22 protein-coding genes and 1 tRNA gene are annotated in these 20,522 nt (G+C 35.8%); 11 read left to right on the forward strand and 12 right to left on the reverse strand.

Annotated elements, in window-relative coordinates:
* Positions 1 to 56 precede the first annotated feature (56 nt).
* From ACODST_RS09295 to ACODST_RS09325, 7 genes are all read right to left on the reverse strand, one after another.
* Positions 57 to 1,055: a helix-turn-helix domain-containing protein gene (locus tag ACODST_RS09295; RefSeq protein WP_488931837.1), complete on the reverse strand. Its 999-nt coding sequence runs from the start codon at positions 1,053 to 1,055 to the stop codon at positions 57 to 59.
* Between the two features lie 30 nt (positions 1,056 to 1,085).
* Positions 1,086 to 2,099: a helix-turn-helix domain-containing protein gene (locus tag ACODST_RS09300; protein ID WP_488931838.1), complete on the reverse strand. Its 1,014-nt coding sequence runs from the start codon at positions 2,097 to 2,099 to the stop codon at positions 1,086 to 1,088.
* A 593-nt stretch (positions 2,100 to 2,692) separates the two neighbouring features.
* Positions 2,693 to 3,802: a hypothetical protein gene (locus ACODST_RS09305; RefSeq protein WP_488931839.1), complete on the reverse strand. Its 1,110-nt coding sequence runs from the start codon at positions 3,800 to 3,802 to the stop codon at positions 2,693 to 2,695.
* A 45-nt stretch (positions 3,803 to 3,847) separates the two neighbouring features.
* Entirely contained in the window at positions 3,848 to 4,870 is a 1,023-nt protein-coding gene (locus tag ACODST_RS09310) for a hypothetical protein (protein WP_488931840.1), read from the reverse strand.
* A gap of 8 nt (positions 4,871 to 4,878) precedes the next feature.
* Entirely contained in the window at positions 4,879 to 5,934 is a 1,056-nt protein-coding gene (locus tag ACODST_RS09315) for a hypothetical protein (protein ID WP_488931841.1), read from the reverse strand.
* Positions 5,935 to 6,357: 423 nt separating this feature from the next.
* Positions 6,358 to 6,777: a hypothetical protein gene (locus tag ACODST_RS09320; protein WP_488931842.1), complete on the reverse strand. Its 420-nt coding sequence runs from the start codon at positions 6,775 to 6,777 to the stop codon at positions 6,358 to 6,360.
* Positions 6,778 to 6,811: 34 nt separating this feature from the next.
* Entirely contained in the window at positions 6,812 to 7,402 is a 591-nt protein-coding gene (locus ACODST_RS09325) for a thymidine kinase (protein WP_260673092.1), read from the reverse strand.
* A gap of 245 nt (positions 7,403 to 7,647) precedes the next feature.
* Between ACODST_RS09325 and ACODST_RS09330 the strand changes: the two genes are divergently transcribed.
* The 9 genes from ACODST_RS09330 (at position 7,648) to ACODST_RS09370 (ending at position 16,815) form a co-directional block, all read left to right on the forward strand.
* Positions 7,648 to 8,646, forward strand: coding sequence for a DUF8457 domain-containing protein (locus tag ACODST_RS09330; protein WP_488931843.1), 999 nt, complete (start codon positions 7,648 to 7,650; stop codon positions 8,644 to 8,646).
* Between the two features lie 101 nt (positions 8,647 to 8,747).
* The gene (rsmI, locus tag ACODST_RS09335) at positions 8,748 to 9,467 is read left to right on the forward strand and encodes a 16S rRNA (cytidine(1402)-2'-O)-methyltransferase (protein ID WP_488931844.1); all 720 of its coding nucleotides are present in this window, start codon (positions 8,748 to 8,750) and stop codon (positions 9,465 to 9,467) included.
* Positions 9,468 to 9,633: 166 nt separating this feature from the next.
* On the forward strand, positions 9,634 to 9,978 hold the full coding sequence (locus tag ACODST_RS09340; protein WP_488931845.1) for a HopJ type III effector protein: 345 nt from the start codon (positions 9,634 to 9,636) through the stop codon (positions 9,976 to 9,978).
* A 322-nt stretch (positions 9,979 to 10,300) separates the two neighbouring features.
* The gene (gene recJ, locus ACODST_RS09345; RefSeq protein WP_488931846.1) at positions 10,301 to 12,007 is read left to right on the forward strand and encodes a single-stranded-DNA-specific exonuclease RecJ; all 1,707 of its coding nucleotides are present in this window, start codon (positions 10,301 to 10,303) and stop codon (positions 12,005 to 12,007) included.
* Positions 11,991 to 13,271: an MFS transporter gene (locus ACODST_RS09350; RefSeq protein WP_488931847.1), complete on the forward strand. Its 1,281-nt coding sequence runs from the start codon at positions 11,991 to 11,993 to the stop codon at positions 13,269 to 13,271. Before recJ ends, ACODST_RS09350 begins: the two co-directional genes overlap by 17 nt.
* Entirely contained in the window at positions 13,272 to 14,186 is a 915-nt protein-coding gene (locus tag ACODST_RS09355) for an alpha/beta fold hydrolase (protein ID WP_488931848.1), read from the forward strand.
* A 47-nt stretch (positions 14,187 to 14,233) separates the two neighbouring features.
* Positions 14,234 to 15,097, forward strand: coding sequence for a carboxypeptidase-like regulatory domain-containing protein (locus ACODST_RS09360; RefSeq protein ID WP_488931849.1), 864 nt, complete (start codon positions 14,234 to 14,236; stop codon positions 15,095 to 15,097).
* Between the two features lie 79 nt (positions 15,098 to 15,176).
* A complete protein-coding gene (locus ACODST_RS09365; RefSeq protein WP_488931850.1) occupies positions 15,177 to 15,533 on the forward strand; it encodes a hypothetical protein in 357 nt (118 codons plus the stop codon).
* Between the two features lie 82 nt (positions 15,534 to 15,615).
* Positions 15,616 to 16,815 (forward strand): cytochrome c3 family protein, encoded by a 1,200-nt coding sequence (locus tag ACODST_RS09370; RefSeq protein ID WP_488931851.1) that lies wholly within the window; start codon positions 15,616 to 15,618, stop codon positions 16,813 to 16,815.
* A 12-nt stretch (positions 16,816 to 16,827) separates the two neighbouring features.
* Here ACODST_RS09370 and ACODST_RS09375 read toward each other — a convergent pair whose 3' ends face one another.
* The 4 genes from ACODST_RS09375 to ACODST_RS09390 form a co-directional block, all read right to left on the reverse strand.
* Positions 16,828 to 17,571: a UDP-2,3-diacylglucosamine diphosphatase gene (locus ACODST_RS09375; protein ID WP_488931852.1), complete on the reverse strand. Its 744-nt coding sequence runs from the start codon at positions 17,569 to 17,571 to the stop codon at positions 16,828 to 16,830.
* Positions 17,572 to 17,637: 66 nt separating this feature from the next.
* Entirely contained in the window at positions 17,638 to 18,090 is a 453-nt protein-coding gene (locus ACODST_RS09380; protein ID WP_488931853.1) for a 6-pyruvoyl trahydropterin synthase family protein, read from the reverse strand.
* Positions 18,091 to 18,122: 32 nt separating this feature from the next.
* Entirely contained in the window at positions 18,123 to 18,299 is a 177-nt protein-coding gene (locus tag ACODST_RS09385; protein ID WP_488931854.1) for a hypothetical protein, read from the reverse strand.
* A 259-nt stretch (positions 18,300 to 18,558) separates the two neighbouring features.
* Complete coding sequence (locus tag ACODST_RS09390; protein ID WP_488931855.1) at positions 18,559 to 19,323, reverse strand: enoyl-CoA hydratase/isomerase family protein; 765 nt, start codon at positions 19,321 to 19,323, stop codon at positions 18,559 to 18,561.
* A gap of 106 nt (positions 19,324 to 19,429) precedes the next feature.
* On the opposite strand from ACODST_RS09390, the gene ACODST_RS09395 reads away from it, so the two are divergent.
* Positions 19,430 to 19,503 (forward strand) — tRNA-Ala (locus ACODST_RS09395).
* Between the two features lie 79 nt (positions 19,504 to 19,582).
* Here the strand turns inward: ACODST_RS09395 and ACODST_RS09400 are convergent.
* A complete protein-coding gene (locus ACODST_RS09400; protein WP_488931856.1) occupies positions 19,583 to 19,759 on the reverse strand; it encodes a hypothetical protein in 177 nt (58 codons plus the stop codon).
* A 173-nt stretch (positions 19,760 to 19,932) separates the two neighbouring features.
* Between ACODST_RS09400 and ACODST_RS09405 the strand changes: the two genes are divergently transcribed.
* On the forward strand, positions 19,933 to 20,436 hold the full coding sequence (locus ACODST_RS09405; RefSeq protein WP_488931857.1) for a YfbM family protein: 504 nt from the start codon (positions 19,933 to 19,935) through the stop codon (positions 20,434 to 20,436).
* Positions 20,437 to 20,522 lie beyond the last annotated feature (86 nt).

A 20,522-nucleotide genomic window follows, 5' to 3' on the forward strand; every position in this document is an offset into this window, starting at 1 on the left:
GTTTAATTTTCACAACACATTGTGTAATCTATAATCAAAATTAAATTTTACTATCCCTATTTTAAATTTTTATAAACTCCCGGCATAACATTAAAATGTTTTTTAAATGTTCTTGAAAAATGCCCTATATTGTTATATCCTAATATCATCGACACGTCTGTAACATTGTTGTCTTCGTCCAGCAATTCTTTTGCTTTCTCCATTTTTTTACGGATAAAATATTCCCCATAATTTTCCTTGAATAAGGTAGTAAACATTGTGGCAAATTTAGACGTGCTCATAAAACATGCAGCAGCTGCTTTGGGAACGGTAACTATATCTCTGAGATTTTGCTCTTGGGCTTCTTTTAACTCTATAACACGCATAGCATCTGGAGACATGGCATTTTTTTTATCTGCATATCCTTCTTTCAGATTATTAAAAAACAAAGCTATTAACTGACAGGCATATCCTTCTAATAATTGTACTATATTAACTCTCGAAGTGTCAAGTTCAAATAAGTCATTTACCAGTTCATAGCTTTTGACGTCAAAATTAGCAACACTGCTCATTGGCTGCGCATTGGCAAACTCCTTAAATTTGACAAGCATTATAGGTATAGGTTCTATCAAGTTTTTTATGCCCCAGCTTCTGTGTGCAACAAGCTGTATGTAACGTACAGGAACCTCTTTTGGGAACAATATTGACGTATCAAAAGCATGCGAACTAAGCACTACAGATTTTATAAGTCCGCTGATTTCAGCAGTCTCTTTACTGTCTTTTAAAGTTACTATCGCCGGCTGTTTTGACAAGTAAAAAGTCAATCCATAATAATCATTTCCCTGCAGCTGTTTTTTATGCAGCAATAGTTCTTCTTTAAATACTACATCTACAAATACAATCCCTAAATTCTCATTCAGTTCATAATACTCATACCTTCCTTTACCAACTGATGGCGGCAATAAAAGCTTATTATTTCTAAATGTTATTTTAACTCCAGCACTTTTACTAAAAGCCTGAGCAAAATCAATTATCCATTGCTTCGTTGTGTTAAAATAATATTCTACTTTTATCATAATAATCCTCTTGTGTGGTATGTTGTAATGTCAATACCTCTTTATGGCCTGGCTGTACTCTTTTGGAGTCATCTTAAAATACTCTCTAAATATTCTGGTAAAATGGCTATGATTTACAAAACCAACTGATCTGGCAGCATCTGCAATTTCCCATCTCTTTTGCAATAGTCCGGCGGCTTTCAGAATTCTTAATTCCTGAAAAAACTGCAGATAATTTTTACCATACATTCCCTTAAATATAGTAGCGAATTTAGGTGCACTCATCAAACATCTTTTGGCTAAATCGTTTATTGTTGGAAGTGGTTGCGCTAAGTTGTCTTCTACATTTTTTTTCACATTCATGACATTCAAAACGTCCTGATATTCTAACACTGTTTTGGGCTGCATATGCCCGGCCTCTCTTTCTAAAGCCAATGCTAGTAAACGTTTAACAGAACCTTTATAAAATAATTTAGAAAGAAATGGCAAGGGGTCTTCAGTAATAATTTCTTGCGTTAAAAGCAATATTTCTAAATCAAAATCTAAAGCAAACTGCAAGGGTGCATTTTCCAATAATTCTTTATGGTATTGAATTTTATTTTTTGTTAATCTAAGCCTGTATTTATTAATAAGCCAGTCCCGAGATAACAATAGTACCACCATTTTCAAAGGCACATCTTTAGGTGCTGTCCAGGAAAAACTTGTTTCTGCAGTACTATAGAAAATTTTATTTTTCCAGCTTTCACTGCTTAACTTTTTTTCTTCGTCATGTCTTTGTACCATTAAAGAAAATGCAATAAGATTAAAACTCATAGCATGAAAATAATTCGTTACAGAAGGATTACGCTCAAAACAGACCTCTTCAAAGAAAACACAATCCATGATGACTAATGCAAGTCCTGTATCAATATCATAACATTCAACCCGTCCTTTTGCCAGACTTTCCGGAAAAACTAACCTATTGTTTTTTACATAAACCTCGTCTTTATAAACAGAGCTAAAACCTGTTGCCAAATCTTTAAGATAATCGCTGTAAGTTGTAAGGTTATAATGTACGTTTAGCATATCTTTTAAATTATCACAATTAACAGAAATGAGTTTTTGAAAAGTGCATTTAAAATCTAATAAACAGCGTATAAGGCTACAAAAATGTAACAAGACACCATAAATTTACAATATTTCTATTTCCAATTTTCAATAAGAAAACATTTTTCTTTAGAACGAACTATAAACGTTGACTCAAAAGAAAAAAAACATAAAAAAATTAAGAGTCAAATAATATCAAAAAATAAATGCTTTTCAAAATTCTACTTTTTCCTGTTTTGGCACAATTTCTTGTTGATTAACATTCGTAAATCTTATGAAAACCGGGCCTATTGACCCTTTTTTACCTAGGTCAACAGCCTATGTTATCAAGTTAAAGGATTAAATACTAAAATTATTGCTGATTTTTGATTGCAGATTAGAAGGGTTTCCTAAAGGCGACAATCAAATATTTAGTCACACCAAATCTGAAATCATTAATCCTCAGTCTAAAATCTATTAACTTAATGACATTGGGCCAATAGCCTTAAGAATATTGCAAACACAACATACAAGCAATAATTTCTTGCAAATATTTAATGCCTTTATAACAAAAGCAAGCAACTATTCAGTAATTATAGCCCAATTATTGAAGTACCAACAACAACAGTAGGGTAAAAGACCCCCGTTAGCACATGCCAGGCAACATCATTAGGATCGCTTCCAAAAGCTGCGGGTGAAAATTTCAATTGGTTATAATTATCACCGTCAGGAGTATCTCCCGGCTGCACGCCTTCTCCTGCCACAGTAATCTTAAAGGAATATGTCATGCCTTTTTTTACTGGAACGGTAGTAGAAAGATAAACAGCATGTCGGGCACCTGATGTAACTGCATGTGTCCCGGGCAAATAGTATATATCCTCTGCGCAAACCGTAAACACCGCTTTAACTTCACTATTAGATACTGGTACATTATTTTCCAAAGGCTGTAACAAAATTGACCCCACAGTATATTGCAAATCTTCTATACCACCCAAGTATTGATCATTCTGAACTCCGGAATACATACCCGGATACATTACCAGGGATACTTCCAGCGTTCCATCAGCCGGTGCGATATAAGTTTTGCCATCAAATTCCGGCCATGGCATAGAACGGGCAGGCTTTGCAAGAGGATAAAAGGTACTTAAATCGGCAACTTTGCCTCCTTTCCAGAAAAAAGTCCTGTTGTATTGGGGTGGCATTGTCCAGTTACTGTTTCCATTACCATCTCCTGCTGTAAGCACAGCTCCGGAAGTAGCCGCTATCCCATTTGCCCCTTTTGCTATTGAAGTGGTTTGAGTAGAGAGTTTGGCAATATTATTCACATTATAATTTTGCATATCTAATGTCGTTACTGCCGTATGGTTTCCTAAATCATCAGATGTAGTACCCGATTGTCCAGCTACCAGCTTTACCCATTTGCTGCTGTCCCAATAATAATAGCCCGTACCTCCCGTAAGAGCGGCATTCGTATTGTACACCATAAGACCAACATCTGTATTGCCGGCATCTCTTACAGGGCTTTTAACGGTCAATGAAGTTAGACTCACTTTAGGAAGTAAAAGCCCTTTATTAGCATTAGGCACTCTCAAATCAAGCACTGCCGACTTTGCCGGATTATTACCTGTCATACCTACTTGAGCAGAAAGACTGGCATTGAAAAAAATCAGCAAGAATAGTATTGTTATTATATGTTTTTTCATCTTTTTATATCTTTTACAAATTAAAATTTATGCTGTACCCAAATTCTAATTTGGGATTGAAAGAAGAGATACATATGAATTATATCTATTTCCTCCCAGCGAAATTACACTTCCCACTAAAGAAGGTTTGGTGTCGTTTATCCTGAAAAAATCACTGCATTCAAAATTAAATGTATAAGTAACCCCTTTTGTGACTGGAAACTGAGTGAATATTATAATACTATTAGGGTTTTTTCCAGATCCTGCCACGATATCTGCCGAAGCCACCAAAGTTTGATACCCGTAGGCGGTTCCTCCAGGATCTGCAATGATATTGCCTCCTGTTTTGACCGTCAAACGAGCACCTGTCTGATACATGATAGTTTTCACAGGAGCAGTGGCATCGTTAAGCTCCGCATATATAACTGCTTTCACTACTAATGTTCCGGTATAAGGTGCAGTGTATTGGTGGTTTTGTAAACCATTAATCGGAGTCCAGGCACCTAAAACATTGGACGAAGTGGTTGTGAAAGTAGCATTAGTCAAATAAATTCTTTCAGGTTCGAAGTTCATATTAGGATAAGGGCGCCATACCACATTGCCTGCATCATCTGCCGCAGTGGCCACATCGCCTATATTTGGCGCCATACCATCTGTGCCTTGCTTAATTTGAACTGTTTGCACCGCTGTTTTTGCTGCCTGATTGATATTAAAACCCGACATATTTAAATCCTGAGTGGCAGTATGGTTTCCTAAATTATCCCCTTTCAAATCTGTCTGATTAAGGAACTTGTTCCATTTGCCCGACTCCCAGTAATAATAGCCAACTCCACCAGGCAGGGCCGAATTGGTATTGTAAACAACAAGACCAACAGCCGGTATGCCTCCTGCAATTAAACTTCCGTCTGTTAAACTGGTTAGGCTTAACTGTGGCGCCACCAATCCTTTATTTCCTCCTTCCGGCCTTGGATCCCTTAAATCCAAAACGGCCGATTGTACAGGACTATTCGTTAATACTCCCAACTGTGCAAAAGACTTACCACTGTATAAAAAAGCTAAAAATCCAGCAACTAAAATATAACGTTTCATAGCTTTTATTATTTATTTGTAATTAAAAATGCATTAATATAAGATGTAACGGTAGGTCCCCCGTCTATGGTTATAGAACCGAACTGTGACAGTGCTATTGTATACAATGATGGATTCAATAGATTAAGAGAACTAGTATTCATAATACACATAGTAGCAAAAGTATAAGTGGTCCCTTTTTTTACAGGCACTTGCAATAGTATCACCCCTCTCTCAGGAAATCCCGATGTAGCACTTGTTGCATAGGTTTTAACCGAAAATGCAGTACAGTTTTGATCAACCAGAGTAGCTCCGTTATAAACCTGCAGGCGCACTCCCGTTGAACCAGGGGAATAAAAGCGGTTTGGCTCATAAAAAGAGGTAGAAGGTACGTTAGGGTCCATTCTGCCGTAAAACACACCTTGGATAACCAATGTGCCATCTTCAGGCGCTGTATAAGTAAAATTACTTAGTCCAGGTATGTCTTTCCACATTTGGTTACTAGTTATTACAGAACCGGTACTTACCTTATAGAATGAAAACTTATCAAATGTTTTAACTCCCGGCGGTTCTTGCCATATTATATTGCCAGCATTATCTGCAGACATAGCTATGTTGTTTTGTTGGGGAAATTTATTGTCTGTACCTTGCGCAATAGACTCTGTAGTAGTAGTTTGTTTGTTTACATTCTTAATATCATTATTACTCATTGCCAATGCCGTAGTAGCAGTATGATTACCCAGATTATCTAAAGCTACTGTATTATTGCTTGTCAGCATACGGCACCATTTTGATCCGTCCCAGTAATAAAACCCAAGTCCGCCTGGCTGCTTGCTTAAAGCTGGCAGTGATGCATTTTTATTGTAGACCATCAGTCCAATTTCCGGGGCATTGCCTACTATTGGTGCCGGATTATCTAAAGCAACTAAACTTACATCTGGGATTAATAAACCTTTATCATTCATACCTGTTAAGTCTAATTGAGCAGACTTATCCGGATTGTTAGTTACAAGCCCCACTTGGGCATGAAGTATTTTACATTGCAGTAATATGCAGATCATTACAATTCTAATTAGCCTATTCATTTTATACATTATCATCTTATTTATTCTTAAAAACTCAGTTTTAAACACTGAAAAACAATTAGTTATATTCAGAACAATTAGTTTTTCGGATACAAAATTACCTTTAGAATAAAGAATATGCATTCCACTATTCATTTAAAAATTGTTCTGTTTTTTAAATTTTAAGACCAAAGTCAAAATAAAGCATGTTTGCCTCGACAAGACACGATAGAGCTTTATACTATGAAAAAGAACATCAAGCAAGTACAAATACATTAATAAATTGTTCTAAAAACATAAAACCAATGTCGACGAAAAACTACAAAATGCCTGAAACAAGCTTAAATCGCCCATTTTATTTTCAAAAACATTTTTCACAACTTAAAAAAAAGCCCCACAGGTTTTAAAAACCGTAGGGCTTGATAAATATATCGAAAGGGTTAATTACTTATACTGATCCGGTAATAACTTCACATCAAATAAAAATACTTTCTTTCTATCACTATAACTATAATTCAGCGTATAGTCATTATCTCTAAAAACCTGAAGTCCTGGATTTGATTTTGCAGTACTTAATAGACTCTTTTCAATTTCTTCCTTAATTACATCCGTTTCTGCAGTTTCTTGTACTACATTCATCAAAGTCAAATTGTACTGAACCGTTCTTTCTTCAGTTAAGCTGACACTGTCTAAACGAATGCCTTCCTGAATGGTCAGCGGACAGTTTTTATTATATTTTGCGACTAATTCTGTTATTTCGGTATTTGTTTCTTCTGCTTCTTCGGTAAGGAAAAATTGAAAATAAACTGCCGTTGCAAGTGCAATTCCTATAATAACCAACAATAAAATATTCGATTTTCTCATGTTTTGTTTACTTAACAAGATTTAAAACAGCAAATTACTTTTCCTGATTTTTTTTCATTGCCTTAAAATACGCTGCACGGCTTAGAGGCTCGTATTCTTCGGTTTCCCCCAGCATGACCAGTTTGTCATTATCGGTTTTTCTGAAACTGTAATTGGCCAGATTACCGGTTCTGGTACAAACCGCATGCACTTTGGTTACATATTCAGCAGTTGCCATCAGTCCGGGCATTGGACCAAACGGATTTCCTTTAAAATCCATATCTAAACCGGCAACAATTACCCGTATTCCCTGATTAGCCAAATCGTTGCAGACTGTGATAATCTCATCATCAAAAAACTGTGCTTCATCAATTCCGATTACATCACAGCCCTGTGCTAAAATTAAAATATTAGCTGCTGCCGGAACTGGTGTCGAACGAATTTCATTAGCATCGTGAGACACGACCATTTCATCATGATAACGGGTATCGATAGCGGGTTTGAAAATTTCAACTCTTTGTTTGGCAAACTGCGCACGCTTTAGCCTGCGGATTAATTCTTCGGTTTTACCCGAAAACATTGATCCACAAATAACTTCAATCCACCCAAATTGTTCTTTGTGGTTTACGGTATTTTCGAGAAACATTTTGTATTTTTCTGCCTTTAAAAATGAATAGTTTTTATTACTTTGTACTGGTAATAAATCGACGTAAAAATGTGTTGTTTTACATTTTTTCAAAAGTAGAAAAATTTTATCAAACCGGAGATTGGCAAACGCTTATTAACAGAAATTAAAAACATCTTTAAAATATCTTTCAGATTTATTTCAGATTAAAGACATTCAGGCATTAAATATACTAAAATACCATATTCACTATAATTTCAACAGTTATGAAAAAAAAATTGGAAGCTGATTTAATCAGCATTGCACATCGAATTTTAAAACTTAAGAACAAATCCGATATCAATCAATTATATATTGAAACTCAGAAATTATATGAAAAATTAGCGATTTTAAAATTTGTTGATGAAAATTTCGACGAAGTAAAACCAACCGTAAACCACAGCGAAATTACAGCCCGGATTGAAACTGTTTTTGAAAAAGAAACTGCTCCTGCCGAAACGATAACAGAGCCTCAAACTGCTGCTGAAGAAATTAAAACTGAAGACATTATTTCTGATCCGGTTATAGAAGAACCAACTGTTGAAACACCTCCCGAAATAATTCCGGAATCCGCTGAAGAAATTATCGAAACTCCTGCTGACGATGCTATAGAAAAACCAGTTACAGCAGTAATACCTGAACCGGAAATTACTGCAGAAGTCAAAAAAACAGAAGAACCTGAAAATACAGTTGAAGAACTTTCGTTTACTACTGTAAGTGAATTAAAACCAATTCCTGATTTTAAACCGGCCTTCGAATTAGACCTTACCGAAATCAAAGAAGAAGTAAAAGAAGAGTCCAAAACAGAATCCAGATCAACACCTGTTCCAATTGCTTTTGAAGATTTCGGAATTAACTATGCCGATGCACAATTTGTGAAAGTAGAAAACGCTGAACCGGTTTCGCAGTCACTTCATACTATCAAAAAAGATATCGCAAGTCCGGTTACGGAAACATCAAAAGAGAGCAAACCCGTTTCTTTAAATGAAAAACTGTCAAGAGGTTTTCATATTGACCTTAATGACCGCATCGCTTTTACTAAAAACCTTTTTGGAAACAGTACAGAAGATTACAGCCGTGTTTTAAACCAGCTCATGACTTTTGATTCTTATGCCGAAGTAAAAGAGTTTATCGAAACTATGGTAAAACCGGATTACAACAACTGGGAAGGAAAAGACGATTATGCAGAGCGCTTTTTGGGAATTATCGAGAAGAAATTCGCTTAAAAAAATAAATACAAATTTACACGGATTTTTTCTTTGTGGAATTTTATAAACATTAAAAATTTGTGCTAATCTGTGAAATTAGTGTTATAACATAAAAAACTATGTCAAAATTATATATCGTTCCAACGCCGATTGGCAATCTTGAAGACATGACTTTCAGAGCCATTCGGGTTTTGAAAGAAGTCGATCTGATTTTGGCCGAAGACACCCGCACAAGCGGAAAGCTCTTAAAACATTTTGAAATTGGCACGCACATGCACAGCCATCATATGCACAATGAGCACAAAACTACTGAGAATTTAATTGCACGCTTAAAAGCAGGTGAAACCATCGCTTTAATTTCAGATGCCGGAACTCCGGCCATTTCCGATCCCGGTTTTTTACTAACGAGAGCCTGCGTAGAAAATAATATTGAAGTAGAATGTCTTCCGGGTGCCACCGCTTTTGTTCCGGCATTGGTAAACAGCGGACTCCCAAACGACAAATTTGTTTTTGAAGGTTTTCTGCCTGATAAAAAAGGACGCCAGACCCGATTTCTGGCTTTGGCCGAAGAAACCCGAACGATGATTTTATACGTTTCTCCACATAAACTCGTTAAGACTTTAAGTGAATTTATACAGTATTTTGGAGAAGACCGACAAGTCTGCGTTTCGAGAGAATTATCAAAATTGCATGAAGAAAATGTCCGCGGAACAGCAAAAGAAGTTTTAGCACATTTTGAAAAGACAGCACCCAGAGGAGAAATCGTTGTGGTCGTTGCCGGAAAAACCATAACAAAAGAACCTAAGAAAAGTAAGTTTTCTAAGGACGAAGAAGAATAAAAATAATGTTAGCCACAGATTAAAAAGATTAACACAGATTAATAAAAAAGTTAGCCACTAATTACACAAATTATCACGAATTGAATTAGTAAAAATTCTTGCAATTAGTAGCAAAAAAGATCCTTTTAATCCTTTCAATCTGTGGCAAAAAAATCAAACCATAGTCATGAGCATTCAAGCCTTTTTAGAAAAAGTAAAACAAACTCCAACTCAAATCACATTTCCTGAAACTATTGCCGTAATCGAAGAAAATTACAACTTTACACCAACCGCTTTTCAAAACGGAACACAGCACAATGCTGCCGGAGAAAATTCAGGTTCCTGCAAATTGTTTTCTTTCGCCAAACTGCAAAACTTAAGCAAAGAGGAAACTTTGGCTTGTTTTGGGGCCTTTTATTTTGAAGAAGTTTTAGGAGATCCAGACGGAACAAATCACCAAAACATTCGAAATTTCATCAACTTAGGCTGGGACGGGATTCAGTTTGAAGGAAATGCTTTAGAAGCGAAATAATATATTTTAGAATTCAGATTGTGGATTTTACTAAGCCTGCAATCTAAAACTTAAAAACTTTGACAAAGTTGAAACCGAATATTCCGCCACAGATTAAAAAGATTAACACAGATTAATATGAAAGTTGCCACGAGCCGAGCTATAGCGAACAGGCGAAGTAATTACACAAATTTTCACAAATTAAATTAGTGGAAATTCGCGGAATTCATGGCAAAAAATAATCTTTTAAATCCTTTTAATCTGTGGCTAAAAAAAAAATTACCAATCAGATTAAACGATTTCAGGCATCTGCAATCTAAAATCTAAAATCTAAAATCAACCCATGCGTTGGACATTAAAACCAAAACCTTCTGATGAAAAAATCAAACATTTAGCAAACGCTTTAAATGTAGAAGATTTTGTAGCGGTACTTTTGATTCAACGGGGTATTGAAACTTTTGAAGAAGCCAAAAATTTCTTTCGCCCGTCATTAGAACATCTTCATGATCCGTATTTAATGAAAGATATGGACAAGGCCGTTGCCAGAATCGAACAGGCTATTGAAAATCAGGAAAACATTTTGGTTTTTGGTGACTATGATGTCGATGGAACCACTGCGGTTTCTTTGGTTTCCTCCTATTTAAAATCACATTATCCTAATATTGCCACTTATATTCCGGATCGTTATGATGAAGGCTACGGGATCTCTTACAAAGGAATTGACTTTGCCGATGACAACGGATTTTCTTTAATCATCGCTTTAGACTGCGGTATTAAATCCATTGATCATATTGCTTATGCAAAAGCAAAAAACATCGATTTTATTGTTTGTGACCACCACAGACCAGGAGAATTTCTACCGGATGCCGTTGCCATTCTAGATCCAAAAAGAGAAGACTGTTCCTATCCTTACGATGAATTATGCGGCTGCGGAGTTGGTTTTAAACTAATTCAGGCTTTAGGTCAAAATCGAAATGAAACGATAGAAGATTTAGTTCCCTATCTGGATTTGGTTGCTACAGCAATTGCTGCCGATATTGTTCCGATTACAGGTGAAAATCGTGTTCTGGCTTATTTCGGATTGAAAGTAATCAACAGCGAACCAAGACCTGGAATTAAAGCTTTGGTACATCAGGTAAAAAAGAAAGTTTTAGACATTACCGATGTCGTTTTTATTATTTCGCCGCGAATCAATGCAGCCGGGCGAATCAAACATGGTAACCATGCCGTTGAACTGTTAACCGAATTTGATTTTGAACAGGCACAGCAATTTGCCTCAGAAATTGAACAATACAACGCCGACCGAAAAGATCTGGATAAAAAAATCACCAAAGAAGCTTTTCAGCAGATTATCGAAAACAAGGAAGAACAGCGTTTTTCAACTGTTGTTTTTCAGGAAGACTGGCACAAAGGGGTTATTGGAATTGTAGCTTCAAGACTAATTGAAACCTATTATCGCCCAACTTTGGTTTTTACCAAAAGCGGTGACAAATATGCGGCTTCTGCAAGATCTGTTAAAGGATTTGATGTTTACAATGCACTGGACGCCTGCTCCCAGCATCTCGAACAATTTGGAGGCCATATGTATGCGGCCGGAATGACACTGAAAGCCGAAAACTATCAGGCTTTTAAAGAAGCTTTTGAAAAACAGGTCGAAGCCACCATTCTGCCCGAAATGCGGACTCCGGAAATTGAAATTGACGCCGAAATAGATTTTACGGCTATTACGCCCAAATTCATGCGGATTTTAAAACAGTTCGAACCGTTTGGCCCCCAAAACATGACTCCGGTTTTCATGACATCAGATACAAAAGATACTGGTTATGCCAAAACTCTGGGTGCGGAAGAAGAACATTTAAGACTTTTTGTAAAACAAAATAACTCCGACGGAATCGCCGCTATAGGATTCGGACTCGGAAAAAAACTAAACATAGCACAAAATCAAAATCCGTTTCAGCTCGCTTATCACATAGCCGAAAATGAATGGAACGGTACTGTTTCAACACAACTTATACTGAAAGACATTAGAACTAATGGAAGAGAAATCTAATAAACCTGACCCGTATCAGGCACTTCGTTACAAAGAATTCAACGTATTTTTATTATTGCGTTTTGCCATGGTTTTTGCCTGGTCGATGCAGTTTATTGTCATCGAATGGGAAGTTTATAGTTTAACCAAGAATCCGCTTTCTTTAGGGATTATTGGTTTAATGGAAGTTATTCCTGCGGTAGGTATGGCTTTATTTGCCGGTCATATTGTAGACCAAAAAGAAAAGAAAGGTTTATTGGTAAAATGTATTTTGGGCTTTTCTGTAATTAGTTTTGGACTATTTTTACTGACCTGGCCTAAAGTCGTGAGCGGCTGGTCTTCACATGTTGTTCTTTATTCTATCTACGCTTTAGTATTTTTTGGCGGACTAGTTCGTGCTTTTCTCGGCCCAACTATTTTTGCTCTTTTATCTCTTATCATTCCTAAAAAAGCATATCCAAATGCCGCAACCTGGAGTAGTACCGTTTGGCAGATTGGAGCTGTTATGGGTCCTGCATTAGCTGGTTTTTCAATTAACTGGATTGGTGTTCACTGGTCAATGTGTCTGGTTTTCGGATTTTCTATTCTTTCTTTAATTGCTTTATCCCAGATCAGTGCAAAACCAATTATAAATCCGAAGATTGGTGAATCCATAAAAGACAGTTTAACCGAAGGTTTGACATTTGTATTCAGAAACAAAATTGTACTTGGTGCATTGTCTCTTGATATGATTGCTGTACTTTTTGGTGGCGCTGTAGCATTACTTCCTGTTTTTGCGCAGGACATCCTAAAAGTAGGTTCTGAAGGTTTTGGAATCTTAAGAGCTGCTCCCGCTGTTGGAGCTTTTATCACTATGATTGTTTCAGCCTATATTCCTTTGTATAAAAATGCTGGTAAAAAACTTTTGGCTGCCATTTTTGTTTTTGGATTATCTATTATTCTGTTTGGCTTCTCAACCTCATTCTGGCTTTCTGTTTTCGCTTTATTTTTAAGCGGATTGGCCGATGGAATTTCGGTAGTCATCCGCCAGACCATTCTACAGCTTAAAACTCCTGATCACATGCGCGGACGAGTTGGCGCTGTAAATTCAATTTTTGTTGGATCTTCAAATGAATTAGGTGCTTTTGAAAGCGGGGCAACTGCAAAACTAATGGGAACGGTTACCTCTGTAATCTTTGGAGGAAGTGTTACACTTCTGACTGTTTTAGGTTTTGGATTTGCATCACCAACCTTTAGAAATTTAGATCTTCAAAGAGATATGGACGATCATCGCAATTTGGAATAAATGAAATCATTATTCTTCCCTTTTATTTTATTGGTATCCTTTTTCGCAAACGGACAAAATCTTTATATTAAAACTTACGGTAATCAGAAGAATAAACCAGTGATTTTCATTCACGGAGGGCCAAGTGGTAACGCCACATTGTTTGAAGGAACTACAGCGCAAAATCTCGCTGACCAGGGATTTTATGTTATTGCTTATGACAGACGCGGCGAAGGAAGATCTGCAGATCCTGATGCAAAATTCACTTATGAAGAAGCTATTCAGGACTTAAATTCAATTTATACAAAATATCATTTAAAGAAAGCTGTTTTACTCAGCCATAGTTTTGGCGGTTTAGTGGCCGCTTTTTTTGCTAATAAATATCCGCAGAAGGTAAGCGCTTTGGTTTTGGCCGGAGCTTTGTTTTCACAGCAGGAAACTTACGATCATATTCTGGATACATTAAAAAATAAATACAGCAGTAATCCTGAACAATTACAAAGAATAAATACGGTAGAAAATCTGGATAAAAATTCAGCCGGATACCGAAAAAAATGTTTTGAACTGGCAGGAGAAAACAACTTTTTCAAAATGCCAAATCCAACTCCTGCATCTAAAAAATTATACGCCGATTATGAAGCCGGCGCATTTTACAAGACGAATATCCGAAACCAGAATGCGCCGCTGCTTTTCTATCAAAACGAAAAACAAAACAACATTGACAGCAGACCTTTCTTAAAGAAAATTAAAACCGCGGGTGTTCCTGTTTTTGCCATTTACGGAAAACAGGATGGCATTTTTTCATTGGCACAAATCAAATCTATTAAAGATATTGCTGGTCCAGATCACTTTGCTTTTCTGGACAACTGCTCTCATTATTTATTTGTAGATCAGCAGAATGAATTCATTTCAAATGTTAAAAATTGGCTAAAATAGAATTCTGATTTAATCTTATTTCATTTCTTTATTAAAAAAATAATGGAATGAAATATACTGCTGCTCTACTCTTTCTTTTTTTATCTTTTGAATTTTACGCACAGGAAAACCGTATTTCCGGCGAAATAAAAGATTTTCAAAACAACTCCCCTTTAGAATACGTAAACATTGGAATTGCCAATAAAAATGTTGGTACGGTTTCGAATAAAAAAGGAAAATTTGTTGTAACACTTAATGAAAAAGTGAGTTCTAAAGACACTATTCATTTTTCTCACATTGGCTTTGAAACTAAAAAGATATTGGTTGATCAATTAAAATCGGACGGGAATATTATAGAAATGATCCCTTCCGAAAGTATTTTAAAAGAAGTAGTTGTAAAATTCAGGCAGCCCAAACCGAAACAATTTGGAAGAAGTTCAAAAGGATTAGGACTTATGCATTTCAATTTTTTTACTGCTTTAGACAAAACTGTCGACGATTATTTGAGTCGTGAAAGAGGAATGAAATTTAAAATAAAAAAAGACTGTCAGGTAAACGACTTCAATTTCAACATTACTTCCAATGAATTCAAATCGGTTAAATTCAGACTTAATTTTTATACTGTTGAAAATGACCTGCCTTCGAAAATCTTAATTGAAAAAGATATCATTTTTGAAGTTAAGGACAACAAACTCGGATTATTTACAGTTGATTTAAAACCTTACGATATTTATCTGAATAAAGAAATGGGAGATATTGCCGTAACCATCCAATGGATTGAAAGTGTAAAAAACAACGAAAAAAGTAAATTCTTCTCTATTTCGACAGCGGCATCTGCAACAGAAACCAGTTTTTACAGAGAACGAAATTTGGCAGGATGGAGTAAAAGCGGACAAAGCTTAACATTTTATCTGAATACAATGTGTCAGTAAAAAAATATATTTTTTATGATTTTTTTATTTAGAATTAATTTAAATAATATTTATATTTGTTGAAATAAAAGGATTTACGATGAGAGAAATAGAACAGATATATCATAATAATTTTGGAATAGCCTTTTACTGGAAACAAAACAGCCAAACCCTTCTGGACAAAGTACAGCTGGTTTTTAAAGAAACGGGGTTTTATTTTACGGTTGCCGAACTGAATCTTTTCTGTGACCTGATTGAAGACAGCATGATTGAAAACACCTGCTGCGAAGCTTGTGAAATGAAATATTCCTGCCATAAATTTTTATTGAAAACACCCTGTAATTCCATCGATTTGGCTGTAAATATGACCGAATTAAAATCGATTAAAGATCTTGTTGAAGGCTCATTGTTCAGAATTGAATTAGATGAATATATCTACGGACCGGGATTAAACTAGAAACATTCTAAATATTTTAACACCTTTTTTTCATTATTGAAATATATTTTGATTGTATTCAAAATAAAGTATATTTACAGCAATGAAAAAAATGTCCATTCTTTTTATTTTCGTTGGTTTATCTGTTTTCTTTATCAATTGCACAAACAAATCTGACGAATATATCGATCCCCGCGGAACTGATTACGCCGGATCTGAAAGCTGTGTTCAGTGCCATCAGGTGCAATATAATATGGCTGTACAAAGTTCACACTTTAAAGCTACCGCACCCGCCCTTCCTGAAAATGTTTTAGGCGATTTTGACAAAGGCCATCATACTTTTATTTATGATCAAAACACTAAATTGGTCATGGAAAAACGCAATGACAGCCTGTATCAGGTTTTGTATAAAAACGGTAAAGAAGTAGAAGCACATCGTTTTGAAATTGTATTTGGGATCAAGCATGCACAGACTTCTGTCTATTGGCGGAATCGTAATACTTATGAATTACCCCTTTCCTATTACAATTCGATAAACAACTGGGCGACAAGTCCCGGATTTCCTGCAGACAAACCTTACTTTGACCGAATGGTTATAAAAGACTGTTATTCCTGTCACGCTTCAAATGCGAGCAGCAGAATGGTGAACCAGAATTCTGATCAGAGAAATTTCATGTCTATGGATGTGGAAGATGTTATTGATAAAAAAACAATCGTTTACGGAATTGACTGTGAACGCTGCCATGGCCCGGCCAAAAAACATGTTGAATTTCATCTGAAAAACCCAAATGTAAAAATCGCCAACAGCATCACCAGCCTTAAAACATTAAGCAGAGAGCAAAAACTGGATGCCTGTGCCCTTTGCCACGGCGGAAATGACGGTATGAAAATGCAATCCCGTTTCGATTTTAAACCCGGAGATAATTTATCTGATTTTTTCAGGGCTACAAAAAGCATCAATGATACCACCCAATTTGATGTTCACGGCAATCAGTTTCGTCTGATGGCACAAAGCAAATGTTTTGTAAACAGTAACAAAATGGACTGCATTACCTGTCATAATCCACATGAAAATGCTTCAAAAAACATGGCTTCTTATTCTAAAATATGCATGAGCTGCCATCAGGGATTAAAACATACTGAAAAAACACTGCAGACCCTATCAGAAAAGCAGCTGGCAGATAATTGTATTGAATGTCATATGCCGAAAAAACTATCGGGTGCTATTAAATTCCAGCTGTCAAACAGTAAACAGCTGTCTAATTATATTTTAAGAACACATCGAATAGGGATTTATCCTTAGGACAAAAAGTAGTTATTTTTGAAACTCTTCGAGTTTAAAAGTATCTCCGTCAAAAACGCCATATGTAAAATAACCAATCCAGTCTCCCAGATTTACATATTCAGAGTTTTCGCCTACAGGTCGAATCATAGGCAGATGGCGATGGCCAAAAACAAAATAGTTGTAATGTTTCGTTTCTAACTTTCGTTTGGCATATAAAATCAGCCATTCCTTATCCTCTCCTAAAAACTTAATATCTTCGTCGCCGGAAATCAATTTATTCTTAACCGATAAATACTGTGCTAAACTTACCCCAACATCCGGATGAAGCCAGCGGAAAAGCCATTTTGAAAACGGATTGGTAAACACTTTTTTCATGCGTTTGTACCCTTTGTCGCCAGGACCTTTTCCGTCGCCATGGCCAATTAAAAAGGTTTTCCCGTTAAAAGTAAATTCTTTGTTGTCGTGATAAACCGGAATGTTCAGTTCTTTTTCAAAGTAATCGCTCATCCATAAGTCATGATTCCCTACAAAGAAATAAATCGGGATTCCACTGTCGCGAATTTCAGCCAGTTTCCCCAAAACACGTACAAAACCTTTTGGCACTACTGTTTTATATTCAAACCAAAAATCGAATAAATCGCCTAACAAAAAAATCGCTTCGGCATCTTCTTTAATCACATCTAACCAGGCAGTAAATTTCTTTTCACGCGGTAAACTCAATTCGGGAGTCGGCGCGCCAAAATGCTGATCTGAAGCAAAATATACTTTTTTCATCTGGAAAGTTAGAAGTTAAGACTTATTAGTTTGAAAGTTGGAATTTGGAATTTATTTTTTGGAATTTTAAACATTATCACTTGCATACCATTCGGCAAACGAAGATTCAGTTTCCTGAAGTTTTAAGGAAAAAAGAGCAATTCCGGCAGGAAGGCGATTTTTAATTCTTTCTGCAAAATCAACTACCATATTTTCACTTGTTGGTTGGTAATCAACTAAAATTACGTGGTGCCCGCGGTTTTTTAATTCATTAGCCAATTCGATATGCGGAGTCGTCTGATTAAAAACAGTAGCATGGTCAAACTGATCGACGATTTCTTCTTTTACAATTTTCTTCAGATCCGAAAAATCGATTACCATTCCGTACTTCACATTAGACCGATCCGTAATTGGCGAACCAATAACGGTTACCGATAATTTATAACTGTGCCCGTGAACGTTCTTGCATTTTCCGTCGTAACCGTATAAAGCATGCCCGGTTTCGAAACTAAATTGTTTTGTAATTCTGATTTTACTCATCGATTTTAATTTTAAGCTTGCAAATTTACGAATTAATTGCCGTTTTTGTCTCTTTTTTTAGCCCTAAGATACATCCACAAAGCAAGTCCGCCCAAAACCAGAAACGGAATGAAAGATCCAATGACAACGCCAATTTGATAACCGCTGTCCGGAGCCTCTTTAATTTTCTCTGCGATATCAACTTTTAGGAATAAGGAAATAAGTTTCATTTTAAATTGTATTTAATTTTTCCAGCCACTTCCGACAACTATCGGGATAAAAGGATTCATTGGATTATTCTAAAATCTTTTTAAGCTGCATTATTCTATCTAACTCTTCTTTGAAGTCTAACCAGTTTATAGAAACTTTACCGCTATATTTAAACGCAGATTTTTCCAAGATTTTAATTCTCTCTAAGCTTTTTTTAGTTAGCAGCTTCTTGTCAAAATTATGCTGCTATTTCTCCAAAATCAATGACTTATATCATGACTATTTTTTAAACTGAAGTAAAGCATTTTTTGTAAAATCAGACAAAACCAATTTACCTGTAATTGCGGCACGTTCAAACAAAAGAGATTCCCATTGTTCAGTTCCTTCCCAAATAATCTTTTTCATTTCAAATAAAGCTTCGGGATTATAAGAACTTAATTTTTGAGCAAAACTTTCGACTTCTTTATCCAGATTCTCCGAATCACTTAAAACCGAATAAAGTCCTTTTTCAAAAGCCCATTCAGCAGATTTCCATTCATGCGGTGCCAAAGTCATTTGAGTCATTGCTGTTTTTCCTATTTTACGGGATACAGCGGGCTCAATTACAAAAGGGCCTATTCCAATGGCCAGCTCAGACAGTTTTATATCACTTTGAGGAGTTCCAAAAACATAATCACAAGCCGAAATAATCCCGACTCCGCCTCCAACTGCTTTTCCCTGAACACGGCCAATGATGAGTTTATTGCAATTACGCATGGCATTTAACAAATGGGCAAAACCTGAAAAAAATTCCTTACCCTGTTCTTCATTCTCGACCTGTAAAAGTTCATCGAACGAAGCCCCGGAACAAAAAGCCTTTACCCCTTCACTTTTCAAAATAATAAGTGAAACTTTTTCATCGCGGCTCAATGTATTGATTTCAGTTGTTAACTGGTTTAGTAATTCACGCGGAAAAGAATTACTCGCCGGATGCCCAAACTGTACTGTGGCAATGGTATCCTTAAAAGAAGTTTCTAAAGATCCTTTAGTATTTCCTATACTCATAAAAAATAGATTGAACTGTAAAGTTACAGTTTTGAAAAATATTTTATCAGATACGCGACTAAATTTGTTTTTTGAAAAATATTTGATTTAATTTGCTGAAAGTTTTGGGGGATTAGCTCATTTGGCTAGAGTACTTGCCTGGCAGGCAAGGGGTGACCGGTTCGAATCCGGTATTCTCCACAAAAAAACCGTATTACAATTGTGTAATACGGTTTTTTTTTCTGAAGCAGGAAATCTTATTCGGAATACCTCTCCTCTCTTATTTTTCATTTGCCGAATCATCGGCATCAACATCGACTTTTTCTGCTTTTTTGAAATCATTATTCAGCAGGTCGGTTAGTTTCTTTTTCTCTTTCTGATTTTTTCTAATAGTTATAACAACTAAAAGAATAACCAGTAAAGCCACAACTCCTATTACAATCCAGTTAATTTCCATAGTTTTAATTTTGAATAAAAATAAAAATTTATGCTATGCACCATATTATCAAAAGGTTAAGATTGCAATTACAGACCAATTCTGTACAATTACCTGTTTTGAAAGATATTTCTTTAAAAAGGTTTTATATTTTTGCGTAAACCTTACTTACTAATTTTAATAAATCATTTTGTATGGCATGTCTGGGTGTATTGTTCTCGCTTGATGAAAAAACGGTTTCAAAACTTAAATCTTTTGAATCCGATGAAGACCGACTGGATTTTTTACAGGAAGATATTGAAGAAGAAATAATGACTAATGATCCCGAACGGTTTGCCGAACTGGATAAATCATGGGATGCACTTCACAGAAGCCTTACCGATGGAAAAATGGAATGGACCAACGGTACTTTTCCACTGAGTAATGTTATCCTGGGCGGAGAACTGATTTATCAGGAAGACGACTATATTATGTCATTAAAAACCCCGGAACAGGCTGTCGAAATTGCGAAAGCAGTTGTTCTGGTTACTGAGGAAGAACTGCGTAAAAACTATTTTGCAATTGATAGTAATGATTACGGTTTTGAATTATCAGAAGAAGACTTTGAATATACCTGGACGTGGTTTCAGGATTCGCTGGAATTTTGGAAAAAAGCAGCAGAAGAAAAAAGATATGTTTTGTTTACTGTTGATCAATAAAAACTAAATTGATTTTACAATAATTTGGAATTTTTATTAAAAGCGGATTACCAGCCTTTTACATCGCCTGTGGAAGTTAAAACTAC

The organism is Flavobacterium sp. FG19 (assembly GCF_057809475.1).